Here is a 14,998-nt window from a genome sequence, read left to right as displayed (position 1 = left end):
GCTTCAGAAATCTCCTGCGAGCAGGTCGTAGGAGCCTCTGCTGCCGCGCACATACTTCCTGGCCGCGGTGGCACATATCAAGTCGCGATTGCAATCGAACGCGTTCAGGAGTCCCGATTCGGTGGCATGGACGCCCGGTTGAATCCGCTGCAACGCGCCTTCATCGATGAAGAACGAGGCCTCGATGGCGCTGTCGTGTCCCCAGAACCGCACGGCACGCCGTGTCTGATCATATGAGCGACTGTGATTTGGGAAATCAATCATGGTTCGGGCCGATCAGGTTGCAGGTGCCGTGCGCCTTCACGCCGTTTGAGCCGGGGGCACGCTGGGTGGCCGACGCTCGGCTTGCGTACGTCAGGTACACGGACGTTTCGTCGAGACCTGACAAGAGCGAACCGGTTGCGCCTCTTTCAAATGATGATTTGGCGACAGCGTTACAACCCGGTTCGATGCCGATCGCGACAAATAGTTCGTCGCAAGCCTCGCTATTCGGCGAAAGGTGACTATATCTCGTTGATCACCGCCCGCCCCTCGGCCGTTATCGGTGACTGAGAGCATTGCGCTCCCGCCGCGACCAAGAGGCGGTCAATATGTCGGTTTCCCCCGGATTCACCCTTCGCGAGTGGCTCGTACCTCCGGTCTTGCTGCCCATCTTCTTCGTGCTGGTGATCGCCGTTTCGATGCTGATTCAATGGTAGTCGGTTTCGGCGCGCCTTCGCCGTCGGATCAGGCAAGCACCTCATCGGATTCAATTCAGCCGTCGGTGGGTTGCGATGGCGATCGACGCCCTCCGTCGAGCTCGCGAGATGCCGTCGGGTGACAAACGTACGGCGGCAATGCGCAGGGCCGCGATTCTCGGAAATGCCGCTGAAATCCTCGCGTATTTCTCGCCAGCGAAGGCACCCAAGCAAGATCACGACGCCGCTGAAATCCCGCCTTCGTGACGGAACGTTCCACTGAAACCAGGTCCGGCAGCAACCCTCGTGACACAGTCGCCAATGCTCGAGATCGATCTCCGCACGGGCCAGCACCTCGGCGGCGGAGAATCGCATGAGGATGCTCTGGCGGCAGAGAATGTCAGCCTGCGGCTTCTCCTTGCCCAGGCCGAGATCAACACGAGGGGCCTGCTTGCCAGGGCGGGCATCGACGCCAGGGAGCGAGAGACGTCCGAGAAGCTGCAAAAGCTGATCCTTGAAGAGCTGCACCACCGCATCAAGAACACGCTCGCGACCGTCTCGGCCATTGTCTCCCAGAGCTTGCGCGGCGAGCAAGGCTTGGCGCACGCACAGCAGGCCATCGCGGGGCGGCTGCTCGCGCTTGGCCGGGCGCACGATCTTCTCGTGCGGGCGAGCTGGTCGAGCGCCGACCTCGGGGCGGTCGTCCGCAGCGCCGTCGAAGCTTTCGACGATCCTGCTGAATCGAAGTTCTCGATTTCGGGGCCCGATCTCCGGATCAATTCGGGTGCCGTGGTCGCGGTCGCGATGACGCTCAATGAGCTTTGCACGAACGCCACGAAGTATGGAGCCTTTTCCGCTCCAAAGGGGTGCGTCGATCTCCACTGGACGATCGATCCGCAGACGCAACGCTTGCGCCTGACCTGGATCGAGAAGAATGGTCCGGTGATCCAGTCACGCGCAAAGCGCAGCTTCGGAACGCGATTGATCGAGACGCTGGGTCGCGAACTCCAGGGCGACGTGCAATTGACCTACGCGGAGAGGGGCTTCGCGTACACGTTCGACGCTCCATTGGCTTCTCTGAGTGTCCCGATGCCGGCCTAGCCGGCAGGCTGAAATACGCCGAGACTTTCAACGAAAGGAGGCGGCATGTTCAAATTTCTACAGTATCGTGCAAGAGCGGCCGCGTATGGCGAACTGGCCAGGAGTTCGCCCGGCAAGGATGATACCCGCAAATTCGAGAAACTGCAGGACAGCCTTGCATCGCGCGCGGACAACGAGCAGGTCCTCGCGGACCAATACGTGGATGCCGTGAACGCCGGGGGGACGGAGCGACTGCGCGGCGCAGCCCTGGCGGCGGAGGAAGAGCGTGTCTTGCGGTGTCTCGGCGCGGCCGTCATCATGCAATGGAATTCCCTGCCGACGACGCTTCAGCGGGAGATCTTCGACACCGCCGGATCGGTCGGAACATTGTTGGACACGGCGGCGCTCCGTGGGCAGATAGCCCGGTTTCTTCACAAGCACAGGCATGACACCGATCCCAGCAAGATCTGACGGGTGATGTGTTCGGGGCAGAACAAACGGGTGCGCGAGCATTCGCCGCCGGCATTTCTCCGGCGCGGATCAAGCCGTCGCCGGCTTCGATCCGCCGGTCCGGGAGTGATCTGGCAAAATGTCGCGGCGCGGACTACATCTGCGCCATGTCAAATGCTCCGCTGGCAAACCAATCGCTCCAGGATTTCGTCGCCCGGCACCAACGTCTGTTCGTGCTGACCGGCGCCGGCTGCAGCACCAATTCGGGCATTCCCGATTATCGCGACAGCCATGGCAACTGGAAGCGGACCCAGCCGGTCAATTTCCAGGCCTTCATGTCGGAGGAGCACACGCGCCGGCGCTATTGGGCACGCAGCCTGATCGGCTGGCGGCGGTTCGGTCAGGCGAGGCCGAACGATGCGCACCATGCGCTGGCCCGGCTCGAGGCGAACGGGCGGTGCGGGATGCTGCTGACCCAGAATGTCGACCGGCTGCATCAATCCGCCGGCCACAGGCAGGTGATCGACCTGCATGGTCGGCTCGATCTGGTCCGCTGCATGGGCTGCGGGGCGAAGACGCCGCGGAGCGAATTCCAGGATACGCTTGGCCGCGCCAACGCAGAATGGCTCGCGCTCGATGCCTCGGATGCGCCTGATGGCGATGCCGATCTGGAGCACGCGGATTTTTCGTCGTTCAAGGTGCCCGCCTGCGAAGCCTGCGGCGGCATCCTCAAGCCCGACGTCGTGTTCTTCGGCGAGAACGTGCCGCGCGACGTCGTCGCCACCGCGCAGGACCATCTGACGCGATGCTGATCGTCGGCTCCTCGCTGATGGTCTATTCCGGTTTCCGCTTCGTGCAGGCTGCCGCGCAGCGGCAGATCCCGATCGCCGCGGTCAATCTCGGGCGCACCCGCGCCGACGATCTCCTGACGCTCAAGGTCGAGGAGCGCTGCGAAGCGGCGCTTGCATTCCTGCTCTGATCGCGTGCGGGGCGAACACGCCTTGCCTATTGCATGGGTGCCAAGCAGAATAGCCGGGCGCGGCGTTGCCGGCATGCCTGATGGCACGGAAATTGCTGCGTTTTTGTCCCCAGTCTTGACGATCAGCCGGAGAATTTGGAATGCTTGAGGGAGCCGAGGTGCGGCTTGCCGTCGATATCGGTGGCACGTTCACCGACATCGTTCTGGACATGGGCGAGGTGCGCAAGACGCGCAAGGTGCTGACGACGCCGCAGCGGCCCGAACAGGCGGTGCTGGACGGGATGCGTCTCATTCTCGCCGATGCGCGCGCCCATATCAGCGACATCGACGTCTTCATTCACGGCACCACGCTCGCGACCAACGCGATCATCGAGCGCCGCGGCGCCAAGACGGCGCTGATCGCGACCGACGGCTTTCGCGACGTGCTCGATATCGGCACCGAGAGCCGCTACGACCAATACGACCTCACCATCGACAAGCCGAGGCCGCTGGCGCCGCGCAGTCTGCGCTTCACCGTGCCCGAGCGCATCGACGCGCACGGCGCCATCCGCCTCCCGCTCGACGAAGCGTCGGTGCGCGCACTCGCGCCCAAATTGCGTGAATTGAAGGTCGAGAGCGTCGCAATCGCCTTCCTGCACTCCTACGCCAATCCCGAGCATGAGCGCCGCGCAGCCGCGATCCTAAGCGAGGAGATGCCCGGCGTTTCCGTGACGGTGTCATCGGCCGTGTGTCCGGAGATCCGCGAATATGAGCGCACGTCCACCGCGGTCGCGAACGCCTATGTGCAACCACTGATCGACGGCTATCTCGCCCGCATGGCCGATGCCCTGCAGGTCGAGCAGTTCCGCGGCGCCATCTATCTCGTCACGTCCGGCGGCGGCGTCACCTCGATCGAGACGGCGCGGCGCTTTCCGGTGCGCCTCGTCGAATCCGGTCCCGCCGGCGGCGCGATCTTCGCGGCGCAGATCGCGGCGCGTCTCGGCGAGAGCAAGGTGCTCTCCTTCGACATGGGCGGCACCACGGCCAAGATCTGCCTGATCGAGAAATACCAGCCCGAGACCTCGCGCGTGTTCGAGGTCGATCGCGCCGCGCGCTTCCTGAAAGGCTCCGGCCTGCCGGTTCGCATCCCCGTGATCGAGATGGTCGAGATCGGCGCCGGTGGCGGTTCGATCGCCCATGTCGACGCGATGAAGCGCGTCACCGTTGGCCCCGAGAGCGCGTCCTCGGAGCCGGGCCCCGCCTGCTACGGCCGCGGCGGCCAGCGCCCGGCCGTAACCGATGCGGACGTCGCTCTTGGCATGATCGATCCCGACGCCTTCGCGGGGGGCACGATCAAGCTCGACCCCGAACTCTCGAAGCAGGCGCTGCTCCGCAGCGTCGGCGAGCCGCTGGGCCTGTCGGCGGAAACCGCGGCCTATGCCGTGCATGAGGTCGTCTGCGAGAACATGGCGAGTGCGGCACGCGTACACGCGGTCGAGCGTGGCGCCGTGGTCGGCCAGCATACGCTGATCGCCTTCGGCGGTGCCGCACCGCTGCATGCGGCGCGTGTCGCCGAGAAGATTGGTGTCTCCCGGGTGATCGTGCCGTCGAATGCCGGCGTCGGCTCCGCGGTCGGGTTTTTGGCGGCGCCCATCGCTTACGAACTGGTGCGCAGCCGTCACGTCCGGCTCGACGATTTCGACACCAAAGCGGTCTCCGACCTCTTGCAGGAGATGGCGACCGAGGCGCGTGCGCTGGTCGAGCCTGGTGCTGCCGGTGCGCCGGTGCGCGAACGCCGCGCGGCCTTCATGCGCTATGTCGGCCAGGGCCACGAGATCAGCGTCGAGCTGCCGAACCGGCCGCTGAATTCAGCCGATCTCGCCGGCCTGCGCCAGAAGTTCGAGGCGGATTATTCCTCCATGTTCGAGCGGTCGATTCCGGGCGTTGCGATCGAGGTCCTGAGCTGGTCGGTGCTCGCGACCACCGATGCGCGCAATCCGTCCGTCGTCGCTTCCGTCGCACGCATGCCTGCGGGCAAGGCGTCCGGCAGCCGGAAATTCTTCGACGGCCGGGCCGGAGAGGTGATCGAGATCCCGCTCTATCGCCGCGAGGACATGGCGCCGGGGGCGACGATTGCCGGCCCCGCGGTGATCGCGGAGGATGAGACCTCGACCTTCGTCTCCAACAGTTTTGACGCCCATATCGACGGTGCCGGCAGCATCGTCATGGAACGGAAGGCAGCTTGATCATGAGCAAGGCAAATGGCGCGAGCCTGATCGACCTTCAGATCATGTGGCACCGGCTGATCGCCGTGGTCGAGGAGCAGGCGCAGGTGCTGCTCCGCACCGCGTTCAGCCCGATCGTGCGCGAATGCGGCGATCTCTCCGCCGGCGTGTTCGACCTCAAGGGGCGGATGTTGGCGCAGGCGGTCACCGGCACGCCCGGTCACGTCAACTCGATGGCGGAATCGGTCAAGCACTTCATCGACCGCTTCCCGATCGAGACGATGAAGGAGGGGGACGCCTACATCACCAACGATCCCTGGATGGGCACCGGCCACCTCAACGACTTCGTCGTTACCACACCGTGCTTCAAGGACGGCCAGCCGGTCGCGCTGTTCTCCTGCACCAGCCATCTCATGGACATCGGCGGCATCGGCTTCGGGCCCGATGCCACCGACGTGTTCATGGAGGGGCTCTACATCCCCATGCTGAAGCTGATCGACCAGGGCGTCGTCAACGAGACGCTGATGGCGATGATCCGCACCAACACGCGGCTGCCGATCGACACCGAGGGCGACACCTATTCGCTCGCGGGCTGCAACGACGTCGGCTGCGAGCGCCTGGTCGAGATGATGACCGAGTTCGGCATCGACACGCTGGACGAGCTCGGCGACTACATCTGCGACCGCTCGCGCGAGGCCGTGCTGGCCGAGATCGCCAAGCTGCCGAAGGGAAGCTGGCGCAACACCATGGTCGTCGACGGCTATGACGCACCGGTCACGCTGGCGGCGACGCTGACGATCTCGGACGCGGGCATTCACGTCGATTTCGACGGCACCTCGGCCGCCTCGAAGTTCGGCATCAATGTGCCTCTGTCCTACACCACGGCCTACACCGTGTTCGGCCTCGGCTGCGTCGTCGCCTCGCAGATCCCGAACAATGCCGGCTCGCTCTCGCCGTTGACGGTGTCGGCTCCCCCTGGCGCGATCCTCAATGCGCCGAAGCCTGCGCCGGTCGCCTCGCGCCACATCATCGGCCAGATGCTGCCCGACGTCGTGTTCGGCTGCCTGCGCCAGATCATTCCCGAGCGCGTACCGGCGGAAGGCACCTCATGCCTGTGGAATCTCAATGTGCGCGGACAGACCCGTTCGGGCGTCGGCGGCAATTACGGGTTCTCGATGGCGGTCACCAGTAATGGCGGCACCGGTGCGCGCTTCGGCAAGGACGGGCTGTCGGCCACCGCCTATCCCAGCGGCGTGCGCGGCACGCCGGTCGAGATCGCGGAAACACAGACGCCGCTGATCTTCTGGCGCAAGGAGCTGCGCCCGGATTCCGGCGGAGCAGGGCGCACCCGCGGCGGCCTCGGCCAGATCATCGAGGTCGGCAGCGGCGTCGACGCGCCGTTCGACATTCTGGCAGCGTTCGATCGTATCGATCATCCGCCGCGCGGCCGCGACGGCGGCCGGAACGGCGAGGCCGGCTATGTTGGCCTGAAATCCGGCAAGAAGCTGCGTGGCAAGGGCTCTCAGCAGGTGCCGCCGGACGATCGGCTGGTGGTGCTGACGCCCGGCGGCGCCGGCATCGGCGATCCGGCTGAGCGGCCGCGCGCGGCCGTCAACGACGACATCGAAAGCGGCCTCGTGTCTGCGGACAACGCGGTTGCGGTTTATGGGTACACGCGGTGACGCGTCAGGCGTCGTGAACGGAGGGGCTCAATGATCACGCGACGGAACTTCACTGCGGGCGCAGCGACGCTGCTCGCCGCCGGCCACATCTCGACCCGCGCGCGGGCCGCGACGACAAGCTGGGACATGTCGACGGTCTGGCCCGACGGCAATTTCCACACCCAGAATGCGATGGCGTTCGCCGAGGAGGTGAAGAAGCAGACCGGCGGCTCGGTCGCGATTACCGTGAAGGCCGGCGGCCAGCTCGGCTTCAAGGGCCCCGAGCACTTGCGCGCCGTGCGCGATGGCCTCGTGCCGCTCGCCGACGTTCTCAACATCCAGCAGGTCGGCGATGAGCCCTTCATGGGCGTGGAGAGCATCCCCTTCCTGTGCAGCTCGATGGACGAGCTCAAGGTGCTGCACAAATATGTGCGGCCCGAATACGAGAAGGTCGCCGCGCGTAATAACCAGAAGATCCTCTACATCGTGCCGTGGCCGACGCAGTACCTGCATCTCAAGGTCAAGGTCGCCGACCTCGAGGGCCTGAAGAACATCAAGATCCGCGTGCCCGACAAGAACGCCGTCGACATGCTGGCGGTGGTCGGCATGGCGCCGGTGATGATCCCCTGGGGCGAGACGATCCCCGCGCTGGCGTCCGGGGCTGTCTCGGGCGTCTCCACCTCGGCGGTGTCGGGCGTCGACGGCAAGTTCTGGGAATTTCTGAAGTACATCTATCCGACCAACCACGTCTGGTCGTCGCAGATGCTGACGGTCAATCTCGACTCGTGGAAGGCGCTCAGCGCGGATCAGCAGAAGCTCGTCGCGGATACCGCCGCGAAGATGGAGCCGGGTTTCTGGGCGAACTCGCTCAAGGCCGACGTCGACAGTCTCAACCGCCTCAAGGAAGGCGGCATGGAGGTGATCCCGGTCTCGGATGCGATGATGACGGACATCCGGGCCAAGACCGCGCCGCAGCTCGACGCCTTCCTCAAGCGTGTGCCGGCGGCCGACAAGCCGGTGCGGGCCTATCTCGCTGAAATGAAGCGCTGAGCCAAGCCATGGTCAGCGTTTCGCCCGCAGCACCGCAAAGTCTCAATGCAGCGGCGCCCGCGCCGCTGCGCATCCTGCTCGACGGCATCGACCGTCTCGGCCGGCTCGACGGCTGGATCGGCGGCGGCTGTCTGCTGACGCTGACGCTGTTGATGCTGTGCGAGGTCGCAACCCGCTTCCTCTCGAACTTCCTGCCGTTCTTCCCGCCGACCATCTCGATCGCGTGGGAATATTCCTCCTACCTGATGGCGGCGTCCTTCACCTTCGGCGCCGCCATGACCCTGCGCGTCGGCGGCCACATCCGCGTGGTGCTGCTGCTGAAGAACGTCCCCGCACCGTTCCAACGTGCGATCGAAATCCTCTCGGCCGCCGCCGGCTTCGCCTTCATGGCGTTCCTGACCTCCGCGATGGCGAAGTTCGCCTACGGCGCCTATGTGCGCGGCCAGGTCTCGACCTCGAGCGACACGCCGCTGTGGTTTCCGGAAGCCGTCGTCACCTTCGGCATGCTGCTGCTTACGCTGCAGTTCCTGGCGCGCGCGATCCAGGCCATCCTCGGCCTGCCGCTCGAGGATCACCGCATGAAGGCCTCGCCCGTCGAATGATCGTTTTGCCCGCACCCGGATTCAAGATCGCATGACCATCGAAGTCGTCGCCCTGTTTGGGATCCTGTTCGCGCTGCTGGCAGGCGGTGTCTGGATCGGTCTCACGCTCGCGCTCACCGCCACGCTGCTGCTGGCGATGTTCCGCTCGATTCCGCTCGACAAGCTGCTGCCGCAATACGCCTGGAACATTCTGACCACGCAGGAGCTGCTGGCGCTGCCGCTGTTCATCCTGATGGGCGAATTGTTGTTCCGCACCCGCCTGTCGCGCTCGCTGTTCCAGGGACTTGCGCCCTGGGCCGGTCTGCTGCCGGGCCGGCTGCTGCATGTGAACGTGATCGGCTGCACCATCTTCGCGGCGATCTCCGGCTCGTCCGCGGCGACCACGCAGGTGATCGGCCGCATGTCGCTCAACGAGCTCTTGCGCCGCGGCTATTCGCGCGACATCGCGATCGGCTCGCTCGCAGGCGCCGGCACGCTCGGCTTCCTGATCCCGCCGTCCAACATCATGATCATCTACGGCGTGCTCGGCGACGTCTCCATTCTCAAGCTCTTTACGGCCGGCGTGCTGCCCGGCCTGCTGCTGGCGGCGACCTTCATGGGCTGGGTGATGCTGCACACGACCCTCAAGCCCTCGATGGTGCCGGAGACGGAAGCAAAACTCTCGCAGGTGCCGTGGGGCGAGCGTTTTGCGGCGCTCAAGGATCTCGCGCCGGCGCTGTTCCTGATCGCCTGCGTGCTCGGCTCGATGTATGGCGGGCTCGCCACGCCCTCGGAGGCCGCCGCCGTCGGGGTGCTCGGGGCGGGGCTGGTGGCCTGGGCGCAAGGCTCGATGTCGCAGCAGGTGATGCGCGACGTGCTGATCGGCTCGGTCGTGACCTGCTCGATGATCGCGCTGATCGTGCTCGGCGCCTCGATCCTCGGCAATGCCGCAGCCTTCCTCGGCATTCCTCAGGCGGTGGCCGCCTTCGTCAAGGGCCTCGGCCTGTCGCCCTTCATGCTGATCGTGGTGCTGATCATCTTCTACCTGATCCTTGGCTGCTTTCTCGATGGCTTCTCGATGATCGTGATGACGCTGCCGATCGTGCTGCCGATCGTGAAGGGCGCAGGTTTCGACGAGATCTGGTTCGGCATCTTCCTGGTGCTCGCCGTTGAGATGGCGCAGATCACCCCGCCGGTCGGCTTCAACCTGTTCGTGATCCAGGGCCTGACCGAAGACGGCCTCGGCTACATCGCGCGCGTCACGATGCCGTATCTCATGATCATGGTCGGCTTCGTGCTGCTGCTGACGCTGTGGCCCGGGATCGTCACGATCCTGCCGCGGGTGCTGTACGGATAGATTTGCGCCGCCCCGGCGACATAGCCGGGACGGCGTCTTGATTCACGAAGCTTACGCCGCCGCCTTCTTCCGCGCCTGTTCGGCCTTGTACAACTCGAACTCCTCCGCGATCGCCTTCGCCACCGACGGCCGCTGGCGCAGGCGTTCGTAATAGGCCTTCACGTTCGGCCATTTGGCGAGCTCGATCGGCGGCGTCGCCATAGTCCAGTTGATGACCGTGACGAGATAGGCGTCGGCCACGCTGAAATGGTCGAGCAGGAAGTCGCGTCCCTCAAGGTAGTTGTCGAGATAATCGAGCCGCGACAGGTTCTTCTCCAGCGCGTAGGCCTTCGTCTCCTGCGGCGCCTTGCGGTCGAGCACGGGAATGAACAGCCCCTTGTGCAGTTCGGTGCCGATGAAGCAGAGCCACTGGTGCAGTCGGGTGCGCTCGATGCCCGCGCTCGCGCCGAGGCCGGATTGCGGGAAGCGGTCCGCGACATATTGCAGGATCGCCGCGTTCTCGGTCAGCACCACGCCCTCGTCGGTGCGCAGCGTCGGCACGAGGCCGATCGGGTTGACGGTGCGGAAATCGGTGCCGTCCTTCAGCACCCTCTTGGTCGGCGGATCGACTTCGAGGTAATTCGCCTCGGCGCCGGCTTCGTACAGCGCGACGCGGGTCGCCATCGAGCAGGCGAGCGGCGAGAAATAGAGATCCATCTGTAGCCTCCTTGGGCAGTTCCTCTTTCGGGTATCGCTCAACCTGGCCAGATTGATTTTTGTACTGTGTTGCATAATATATCGGCGGTCAAGGATTAATTTGCGAAATGGTACAAAAATCGAAGCCGCCAACTGCTGCCAATGAGCCCGAGCGCCGCGGCGAACCTAAGCGCCGCGGCCGTCCGCGGGCCTATGAGCCCGATGTCGCGCTCGGCAAGGCGCTCGACCTATTCCGCAGGCAGGGCTTTGCCGCGACTTCGCTCGACGATCTCAGCGAGGCCACAGGCATGAACCGGCCGAGTCTCTACGGGGCCTTCGGCGACAAGCGCGAGCTCTATATCAAGAGCTACCAGCGCTACCGCGAGGACGCGCGGGCATCCATGGCCGCGATCTTTCGCGAGGAGATGCCGCTGCGCCAGCGGCTGAAGCGCATCTTCGCCTCCGCGCTGAACATCTATCTGTCCGGCGAAACGGGCCCGCGCGGCTGCTTCACGGTGGTGACGGCGGCGTCCGAAGCGGTCGGTGATCCCGACATCCGCGCCATGGTGCTCGACGGTCTCGCCGAGCTCGACAAGGCGTTTGCGAATTGCTTCCGCCGCGCCAAGGAGAAGGGCGAACTGCCGGAGAGCGCCGACCCGGCCGTTCTGGCCCAGCTTGCATCAGCGACGGTACACTCGATCGCCATCCGCTCGCGCGCGCGTGTCTCGCGGAAAGATCTGGAAGCAATCGTGAAGGGCGCGATCGACGTGATGGCGGGAGCTGGCGCGAAGAGCTAGGCCGGGACGACAGTGAGTATGTGGCGCGAGCTATCTCCCCGGTGTCGTCCTGGCGAAAGCCAGGACCAAGCCACCGAATGTCGTTTGGCGAAGATTCGGGGTTAGAACTTCGCGCGGCAACTCGCCCCTGCGGTAATGGGTCCTGGCTTTCGCCAGGACGACCACCTGATCTGTAGTGTGAGCTACGCCGCCCGGATATGCGCCAGGAAACGATCGACCTCGTCGCGCAGCCGTTGCGACTGCTTCGACAGCTCGATCGCGGAGCCCAGCACTTCCTCGGCCGCCGTTCCGGTCGCTGCGATGCCGGCGGTGACGCCGGAGATGTTCTGCGAGACTTCGCCGGTGCGGGCGGCGGCCTGCTGGACGTTCTGTGCGATCTCCTGCGTCGCGGTGCCCTGTTGCCCGACGGCGGCGGCAATCGCGGCCGAGATTTCGTCGACCTGCTGGATCGTCGCACAGATCGACTGGATGCCGTCGACCGCGCCGGTGGTCTCTCCTTGTACCGCGGTGACCTGCGCGCCGATCTCCTCGGTTGCCTTTGCGGTCTGGGTCGCCAGCGCCTTCACTTCGGAGGCGACGACGGCAAAGCCGCGACCGGCTTCGCCCGCGCGCGCCGCCTCGATTGTCGCATTGAGCGCCAGCAGATTGGTCTGGCCCGCAATGCCATTGATGAAGGAGACCACGTCGCCGATTTTCTGCGCGGCATCCGCCAGGCTCTGCACGCGCGCATTCGATTGCCGTCCGTCGCTCGCGGCCTTGCCGACCACCTCGGTCGCATGGGCGAGCCGCCGGCTGATCTCGGTCATCGACGAGGACAATTCTTCCGCGGCAGCCGCGACCGTCTGCACGTTCTCGGAGGCCAGCGCCGAGGCCGACGACACCGTGCGGGTCTGCTCGCGCGACTGCTCGACGATGGCGGACATCGAGCGCGCGGTGTGCTCCATCTCGACCGCGGCCGCGGACACCGTGGTGACGACCTCGCGGATGCTGGCCTCGAAATTGTCGGCGAGCGCGGCGAAGGCGCGCCGCTTCTCCGCCTCGGACTGCGCCTTGGCCTCGAGCTGCTCGGCCTGGAGCTTGTCAAAATTCACCGCATTGTCGCGGAACACCGCGACCGCCTTCACCATCGCGCCCACCTCGTCATTCGCCTTGCTGGTGGGCACGGCGACATCGAGACGTCCGTCCGCGAGCTCGCGCATCACGTTCGTGATCGACAGGATCGGGCGCGAGATGCTGCGGGCGATGAGATAGCCGACGATCGCCGCGAGCACGAGCCCGAGCGCGGCGATCCCGATCGCCAGCAGCCAGGCGCGATCGGCGGAAGCCTCGTAATCGGCATTGTCCATCACGAGCTCGACCGCGCCGAGCGGCTTGCCGGAAAAGTCCCTGATCGGTCCGAGCAGCGCGGCGACCGGCGTGGTGTCGAGCCTGGCTTGTCGCACCGTGAAGCCGCCCTCGGCGGCACGGCCGTAATCGGCCGTATCGAAGAAGCTCTTTCCCTTCAGCGTGCCCCCGAACAGCTTGAAGCCCGAACCGTCGGCGAGATGGAAGGCGATGTCGACATGGCGGTTGGTCTTGAAATCGTCGAGGAACGGCTGGCCGAAGGTCAGGCCGAATTCGACCGTGCCGAGATGCTTAGTCCCTTGCGCGATCGGCACCACGCCGCGGATGCCGAGCCCGGCCACGCCGCCCTCGAGCCCGACCACGACCTTGCGGTCCTGGTTGGCGACGACGACGGTCTTGCGGAAGCCGGAGAGGTCGTCGCCGAACTTGGCCGGCTGGTGCACGCGCAGGTAGGACGTCGCCGGCGGCACGTGGAACTGGAACTGGTCGACGCCGTAGTCGGATTTGATCGCAGTGAACACCGGTCCGAACAGGCGCACCAGCGCCTCGCGGTCCTGCTTCGCCATCGCCTCCTGCGTCGCCGGCATCGCGGCCACCACGGCGCTCATCGCGGCGGCGCGGTGCGATTCCTCGGCGATGCGCGATTGCAGGGCGTCGTAATGGCTGCGCAGTTCGCGCTGGTCGGCGCGGTCGATGATGCCGGCGATGATCCACATCGCGCCCAGCACGGCAAACAGCGCGGTCGCCGCCGCCGTCACCGCCAGCGCAACCGTGATCCGCATCCTGAGGCCGAGGCTCGTCCGCATGTCCGACTCGTTCTTTGAGCGTTGGTTAACAACGCTTATCAACTTCTCGCTAAGAGAGGGTGAACGGAATACCGGCTGAGCGGGGTGGTTGTGGGGGGCGAGTGAAACGGTGGGCGCGTGCCAAAAACTCCGATGTCGTCCTGGCGAAAGCCAGGACCATAACCACCGGACGTAGTTTGGCGAAGATTCGTGGTTGCCACTTCGCACCACGACCGCTCCCTGGGGTATTGGGTTCCTGGCTTTCGCCAGGACGACGCCGAGGGTGGGGCGGCCGCGGGCGGCCCTAATACCCCCGCGTCCGGTCCACCACGTTCTCCAGCGCGCCGCCCGCCTCGAACCGTGCGATCTGCTCGGCGACATAGGCCGAGATCGCTTCTGCGTCGGTGTCCGCGGCGTTGTGCGGGGTCAGCAGCACCTTCGGATGGGTCCAGAAGCGGCTGTCTTTCGGCTGCGGCTCCTGCACGAAGACGTCGAGCGAGGCGGCGCCCAGCGTGCCGTCGTCGAGACAGGCCAGGATGTCGGCTTCGTTCTGCAAGCCGCCGCGGCCGGCATTGATCAGCACGGGGGCGCCGAGCGGGCTCTTGCGGTTGAGCTTTGTGAAGACGTCGCGGTTGAGGATGCCGTGCGTGTCCGGTGTCAGCGGCAACAGCGAGACCAGGATGTCGGTCGCGCGCAGGAACGCATCGATTCCGGCGGTGCCATGGAAGCACTCGACGCCCTCGATGGTGCGCGGGCTGCGGCTCCAGCCGGCGACGCGGAAGCCGAGCCGCCGCAGCACGTCGGCCGCGTCCGCACCCAGCGTGCCCAGTCCCATGACGCCGACCGTGACTGCGCTTGCCGGCCACTGATATTTCGGCTCCCAGCGCTTCTCGCGCTGCGACTGCCGCAAATACAGCTCCTGGCGGTGGTGCATCAGCACGTGAAGCACGACGTATTCGGTCATGCGATTGGTCAGGTCGGGCACGGCGACGCGAACCAGCGGCACGTCGGGCAGGCTCTTGTCCGCCATCAGGGCATCGACGCCGGCGCCGAGATTGAAGATCGCGCGCAGATTGGGGAACGAGCCGAGATCGCCGGGCACCGGCTTCCACACCGCGGCATAATGCACCTCGGCCGGATCGAGCGCCGTATCCGGCAGCAGCACCACGCGGCGGCCGCCGCAGACCGAATCGAACCGGGCCTTCCAGCGCTCCGGCAGCCAGTTCTGCTGCGTGCTGTTGATCAGGACGGCCAGTGTGCCTTTGGTCATTCGAAGTGCCTCGTCGTGTTCCGATTTTGAGGGCTCTCCTTGGCACGATCTGCCGGATTTTTCTTGCAAATTTTTTCCGCAGCCCTGT

Annotated in this window: 13 protein-coding genes and 1 pseudogene; 10 read left to right on the top strand and 4 right to left on the bottom strand. The window is 65.4% G+C overall.

Annotated elements, in window-relative coordinates; translation table 11 throughout:
* Positions 1 to 3: 3 nt before the first annotated feature.
* Complete coding sequence (locus ACFLEY_RS41345) at positions 4 to 264, bottom strand: DUF1488 domain-containing protein (protein WP_060910230.1); 261 nt, start codon at positions 262 to 264, stop codon at positions 4 to 6.
* 509 nt (positions 265 to 773) lie between these two features.
* Between ACFLEY_RS41345 and ACFLEY_RS41340 the strand changes: the two genes are divergently transcribed.
* The 9 genes and pseudogenes from ACFLEY_RS41340 to ACFLEY_RS41300 all read left to right on the top strand — a co-directional run bounded on the left by ACFLEY_RS41340 (position 774) and on the right by ACFLEY_RS41300 (position 10,039).
* Positions 774 to 944 carry a hypothetical protein gene (locus tag ACFLEY_RS41340; protein WP_249162950.1) on the top strand — a complete coding sequence of 57 codons (171 nt, stop codon included), beginning with the start codon at positions 774 to 776 and terminating at the stop codon, positions 942 to 944.
* A gap of 54 nt (positions 945 to 998) precedes the next feature.
* The gene (locus tag ACFLEY_RS41335) at positions 999 to 1,778 is read left to right on the top strand and encodes a sensor histidine kinase (protein WP_060910231.1); all 780 of its coding nucleotides are present in this window, start codon (positions 999 to 1,001) and stop codon (positions 1,776 to 1,778) included.
* Positions 1,779 to 1,823: 45 nt separating this feature from the next.
* Positions 1,824 to 2,228, top strand: coding sequence for a hypothetical protein (locus tag ACFLEY_RS41330; RefSeq protein WP_011089917.1), 405 nt, complete (start codon positions 1,824 to 1,826; stop codon positions 2,226 to 2,228).
* Between the two features lie 146 nt (positions 2,229 to 2,374).
* Positions 2,375 to 3,186 (top strand): annotated as a pseudogene (locus ACFLEY_RS41325) (NAD-dependent protein deacetylase).
* 140 nt (positions 3,187 to 3,326) lie between these two features.
* The gene (locus tag ACFLEY_RS41320; protein ID WP_060910232.1) at positions 3,327 to 5,411 is read left to right on the top strand and encodes a hydantoinase/oxoprolinase family protein; all 2,085 of its coding nucleotides are present in this window, start codon (positions 3,327 to 3,329) and stop codon (positions 5,409 to 5,411) included.
* A gap of 2 nt (positions 5,412 to 5,413) precedes the next feature.
* Positions 5,414 to 7,072, top strand: coding sequence for a hydantoinase B/oxoprolinase family protein (locus tag ACFLEY_RS41315; protein WP_060910233.1), 1,659 nt, complete (start codon positions 5,414 to 5,416; stop codon positions 7,070 to 7,072).
* A gap of 30 nt (positions 7,073 to 7,102) precedes the next feature.
* Positions 7,103 to 8,101, top strand: coding sequence for a TRAP transporter substrate-binding protein (locus tag ACFLEY_RS41310; protein ID WP_011089913.1), 999 nt, complete (start codon positions 7,103 to 7,105; stop codon positions 8,099 to 8,101).
* An 8-nt stretch (positions 8,102 to 8,109) separates the two neighbouring features.
* Entirely contained in the window at positions 8,110 to 8,703 is a 594-nt protein-coding gene (locus ACFLEY_RS41305; RefSeq protein WP_028172992.1) for a TRAP transporter small permease subunit, read from the top strand.
* A gap of 31 nt (positions 8,704 to 8,734) precedes the next feature.
* Positions 8,735 to 10,039 carry a TRAP transporter large permease gene (locus tag ACFLEY_RS41300; RefSeq protein WP_011089911.1) on the top strand — a complete coding sequence of 435 codons (1,305 nt, stop codon included), beginning with the start codon at positions 8,735 to 8,737 and terminating at the stop codon, positions 10,037 to 10,039.
* 51 nt (positions 10,040 to 10,090) lie between these two features.
* On the opposite strand, the gene ACFLEY_RS41295 is transcribed toward ACFLEY_RS41300, so the two are convergent.
* A complete protein-coding gene (locus ACFLEY_RS41295; RefSeq protein WP_011089910.1) occupies positions 10,091 to 10,735 on the bottom strand; it encodes a glutathione binding-like protein in 645 nt (214 codons plus the stop codon).
* Between the two features lie 107 nt (positions 10,736 to 10,842).
* Between ACFLEY_RS41295 and ACFLEY_RS41290 the strand changes: the two genes are divergently transcribed.
* Positions 10,843 to 11,511 carry a TetR/AcrR family transcriptional regulator gene (locus ACFLEY_RS41290; protein WP_060910235.1) on the top strand — a complete coding sequence of 223 codons (669 nt, stop codon included), beginning with the start codon at positions 10,843 to 10,845 and terminating at the stop codon, positions 11,509 to 11,511.
* A gap of 182 nt (positions 11,512 to 11,693) precedes the next feature.
* Here ACFLEY_RS41290 and ACFLEY_RS41285 read toward each other — a convergent pair whose 3' ends face one another.
* Positions 11,694 to 13,661 (bottom strand): methyl-accepting chemotaxis protein, encoded by a 1,968-nt coding sequence (locus tag ACFLEY_RS41285; protein ID WP_060910236.1) that lies wholly within the window; start codon positions 13,659 to 13,661, stop codon positions 11,694 to 11,696.
* Positions 13,662 to 13,944: 283 nt separating this feature from the next.
* A complete protein-coding gene (locus tag ACFLEY_RS41280; RefSeq protein ID WP_011089907.1) occupies positions 13,945 to 14,910 on the bottom strand; it encodes a glyoxylate/hydroxypyruvate reductase A in 966 nt (321 codons plus the stop codon).
* Between the last annotated feature and the right edge of the window lie 88 nt (positions 14,911 to 14,998).

This window comes from Bradyrhizobium sp. YCK136, assembly GCF_044570075.1.
Taxonomy (GTDB): domain Bacteria; phylum Pseudomonadota; class Alphaproteobacteria; order Rhizobiales; family Xanthobacteraceae; genus Bradyrhizobium; species Bradyrhizobium diazoefficiens.
This window is presented reverse-complemented; position numbering and strand designations above follow the sequence as displayed.

Excerpts from the sequence above, each read along its gene's own strand:
- ACFLEY_RS41345 (WP_060910230.1), bottom strand. The coding sequence starts at position 264 with ATGATTGATTTCCCAAATCACAGTCGCTCATATGATCAGACACGGCGT.
- ACFLEY_RS41340 (WP_249162950.1), top strand. The coding sequence starts at position 774 with ATGGCGATCGACGCCCTCCGTCGAGCTCGCGAGATGCCGTCGGGTGAC.
- ACFLEY_RS41335 (WP_060910231.1), top strand. The coding sequence starts at position 999 with ATGCTCGAGATCGATCTCCGCACGGGCCAGCACCTCGGCGGCGGAGAA.
- ACFLEY_RS41330 (WP_011089917.1), top strand. The coding sequence starts at position 1,824 with ATGTTCAAATTTCTACAGTATCGTGCAAGAGCGGCCGCGTATGGCGAA.
- ACFLEY_RS41320 (WP_060910232.1), top strand. The coding sequence starts at position 3,327 with ATGCTTGAGGGAGCCGAGGTGCGGCTTGCCGTCGATATCGGTGGCACG.
- ACFLEY_RS41315 (WP_060910233.1), top strand. The coding sequence starts at position 5,414 with ATGAGCAAGGCAAATGGCGCGAGCCTGATCGACCTTCAGATCATGTGG.
- ACFLEY_RS41310 (WP_011089913.1), top strand. The coding sequence starts at position 7,103 with ATGATCACGCGACGGAACTTCACTGCGGGCGCAGCGACGCTGCTCGCC.
- ACFLEY_RS41305 (WP_028172992.1), top strand. The coding sequence starts at position 8,110 with ATGGTCAGCGTTTCGCCCGCAGCACCGCAAAGTCTCAATGCAGCGGCG.
- ACFLEY_RS41300 (WP_011089911.1), top strand. The coding sequence starts at position 8,735 with ATGACCATCGAAGTCGTCGCCCTGTTTGGGATCCTGTTCGCGCTGCTG.
- ACFLEY_RS41295 (WP_011089910.1), bottom strand. The coding sequence starts at position 10,735 with ATGGATCTCTATTTCTCGCCGCTCGCCTGCTCGATGGCGACCCGCGTC.
- ACFLEY_RS41290 (WP_060910235.1), top strand. The coding sequence starts at position 10,843 with ATGGTACAAAAATCGAAGCCGCCAACTGCTGCCAATGAGCCCGAGCGC.
- ACFLEY_RS41285 (WP_060910236.1), bottom strand. The coding sequence starts at position 13,661 with ATGCGGACGAGCCTCGGCCTCAGGATGCGGATCACGGTTGCGCTGGCG.
- ACFLEY_RS41280 (WP_011089907.1), bottom strand. The coding sequence starts at position 14,910 with ATGACCAAAGGCACACTGGCCGTCCTGATCAACAGCACGCAGCAGAAC.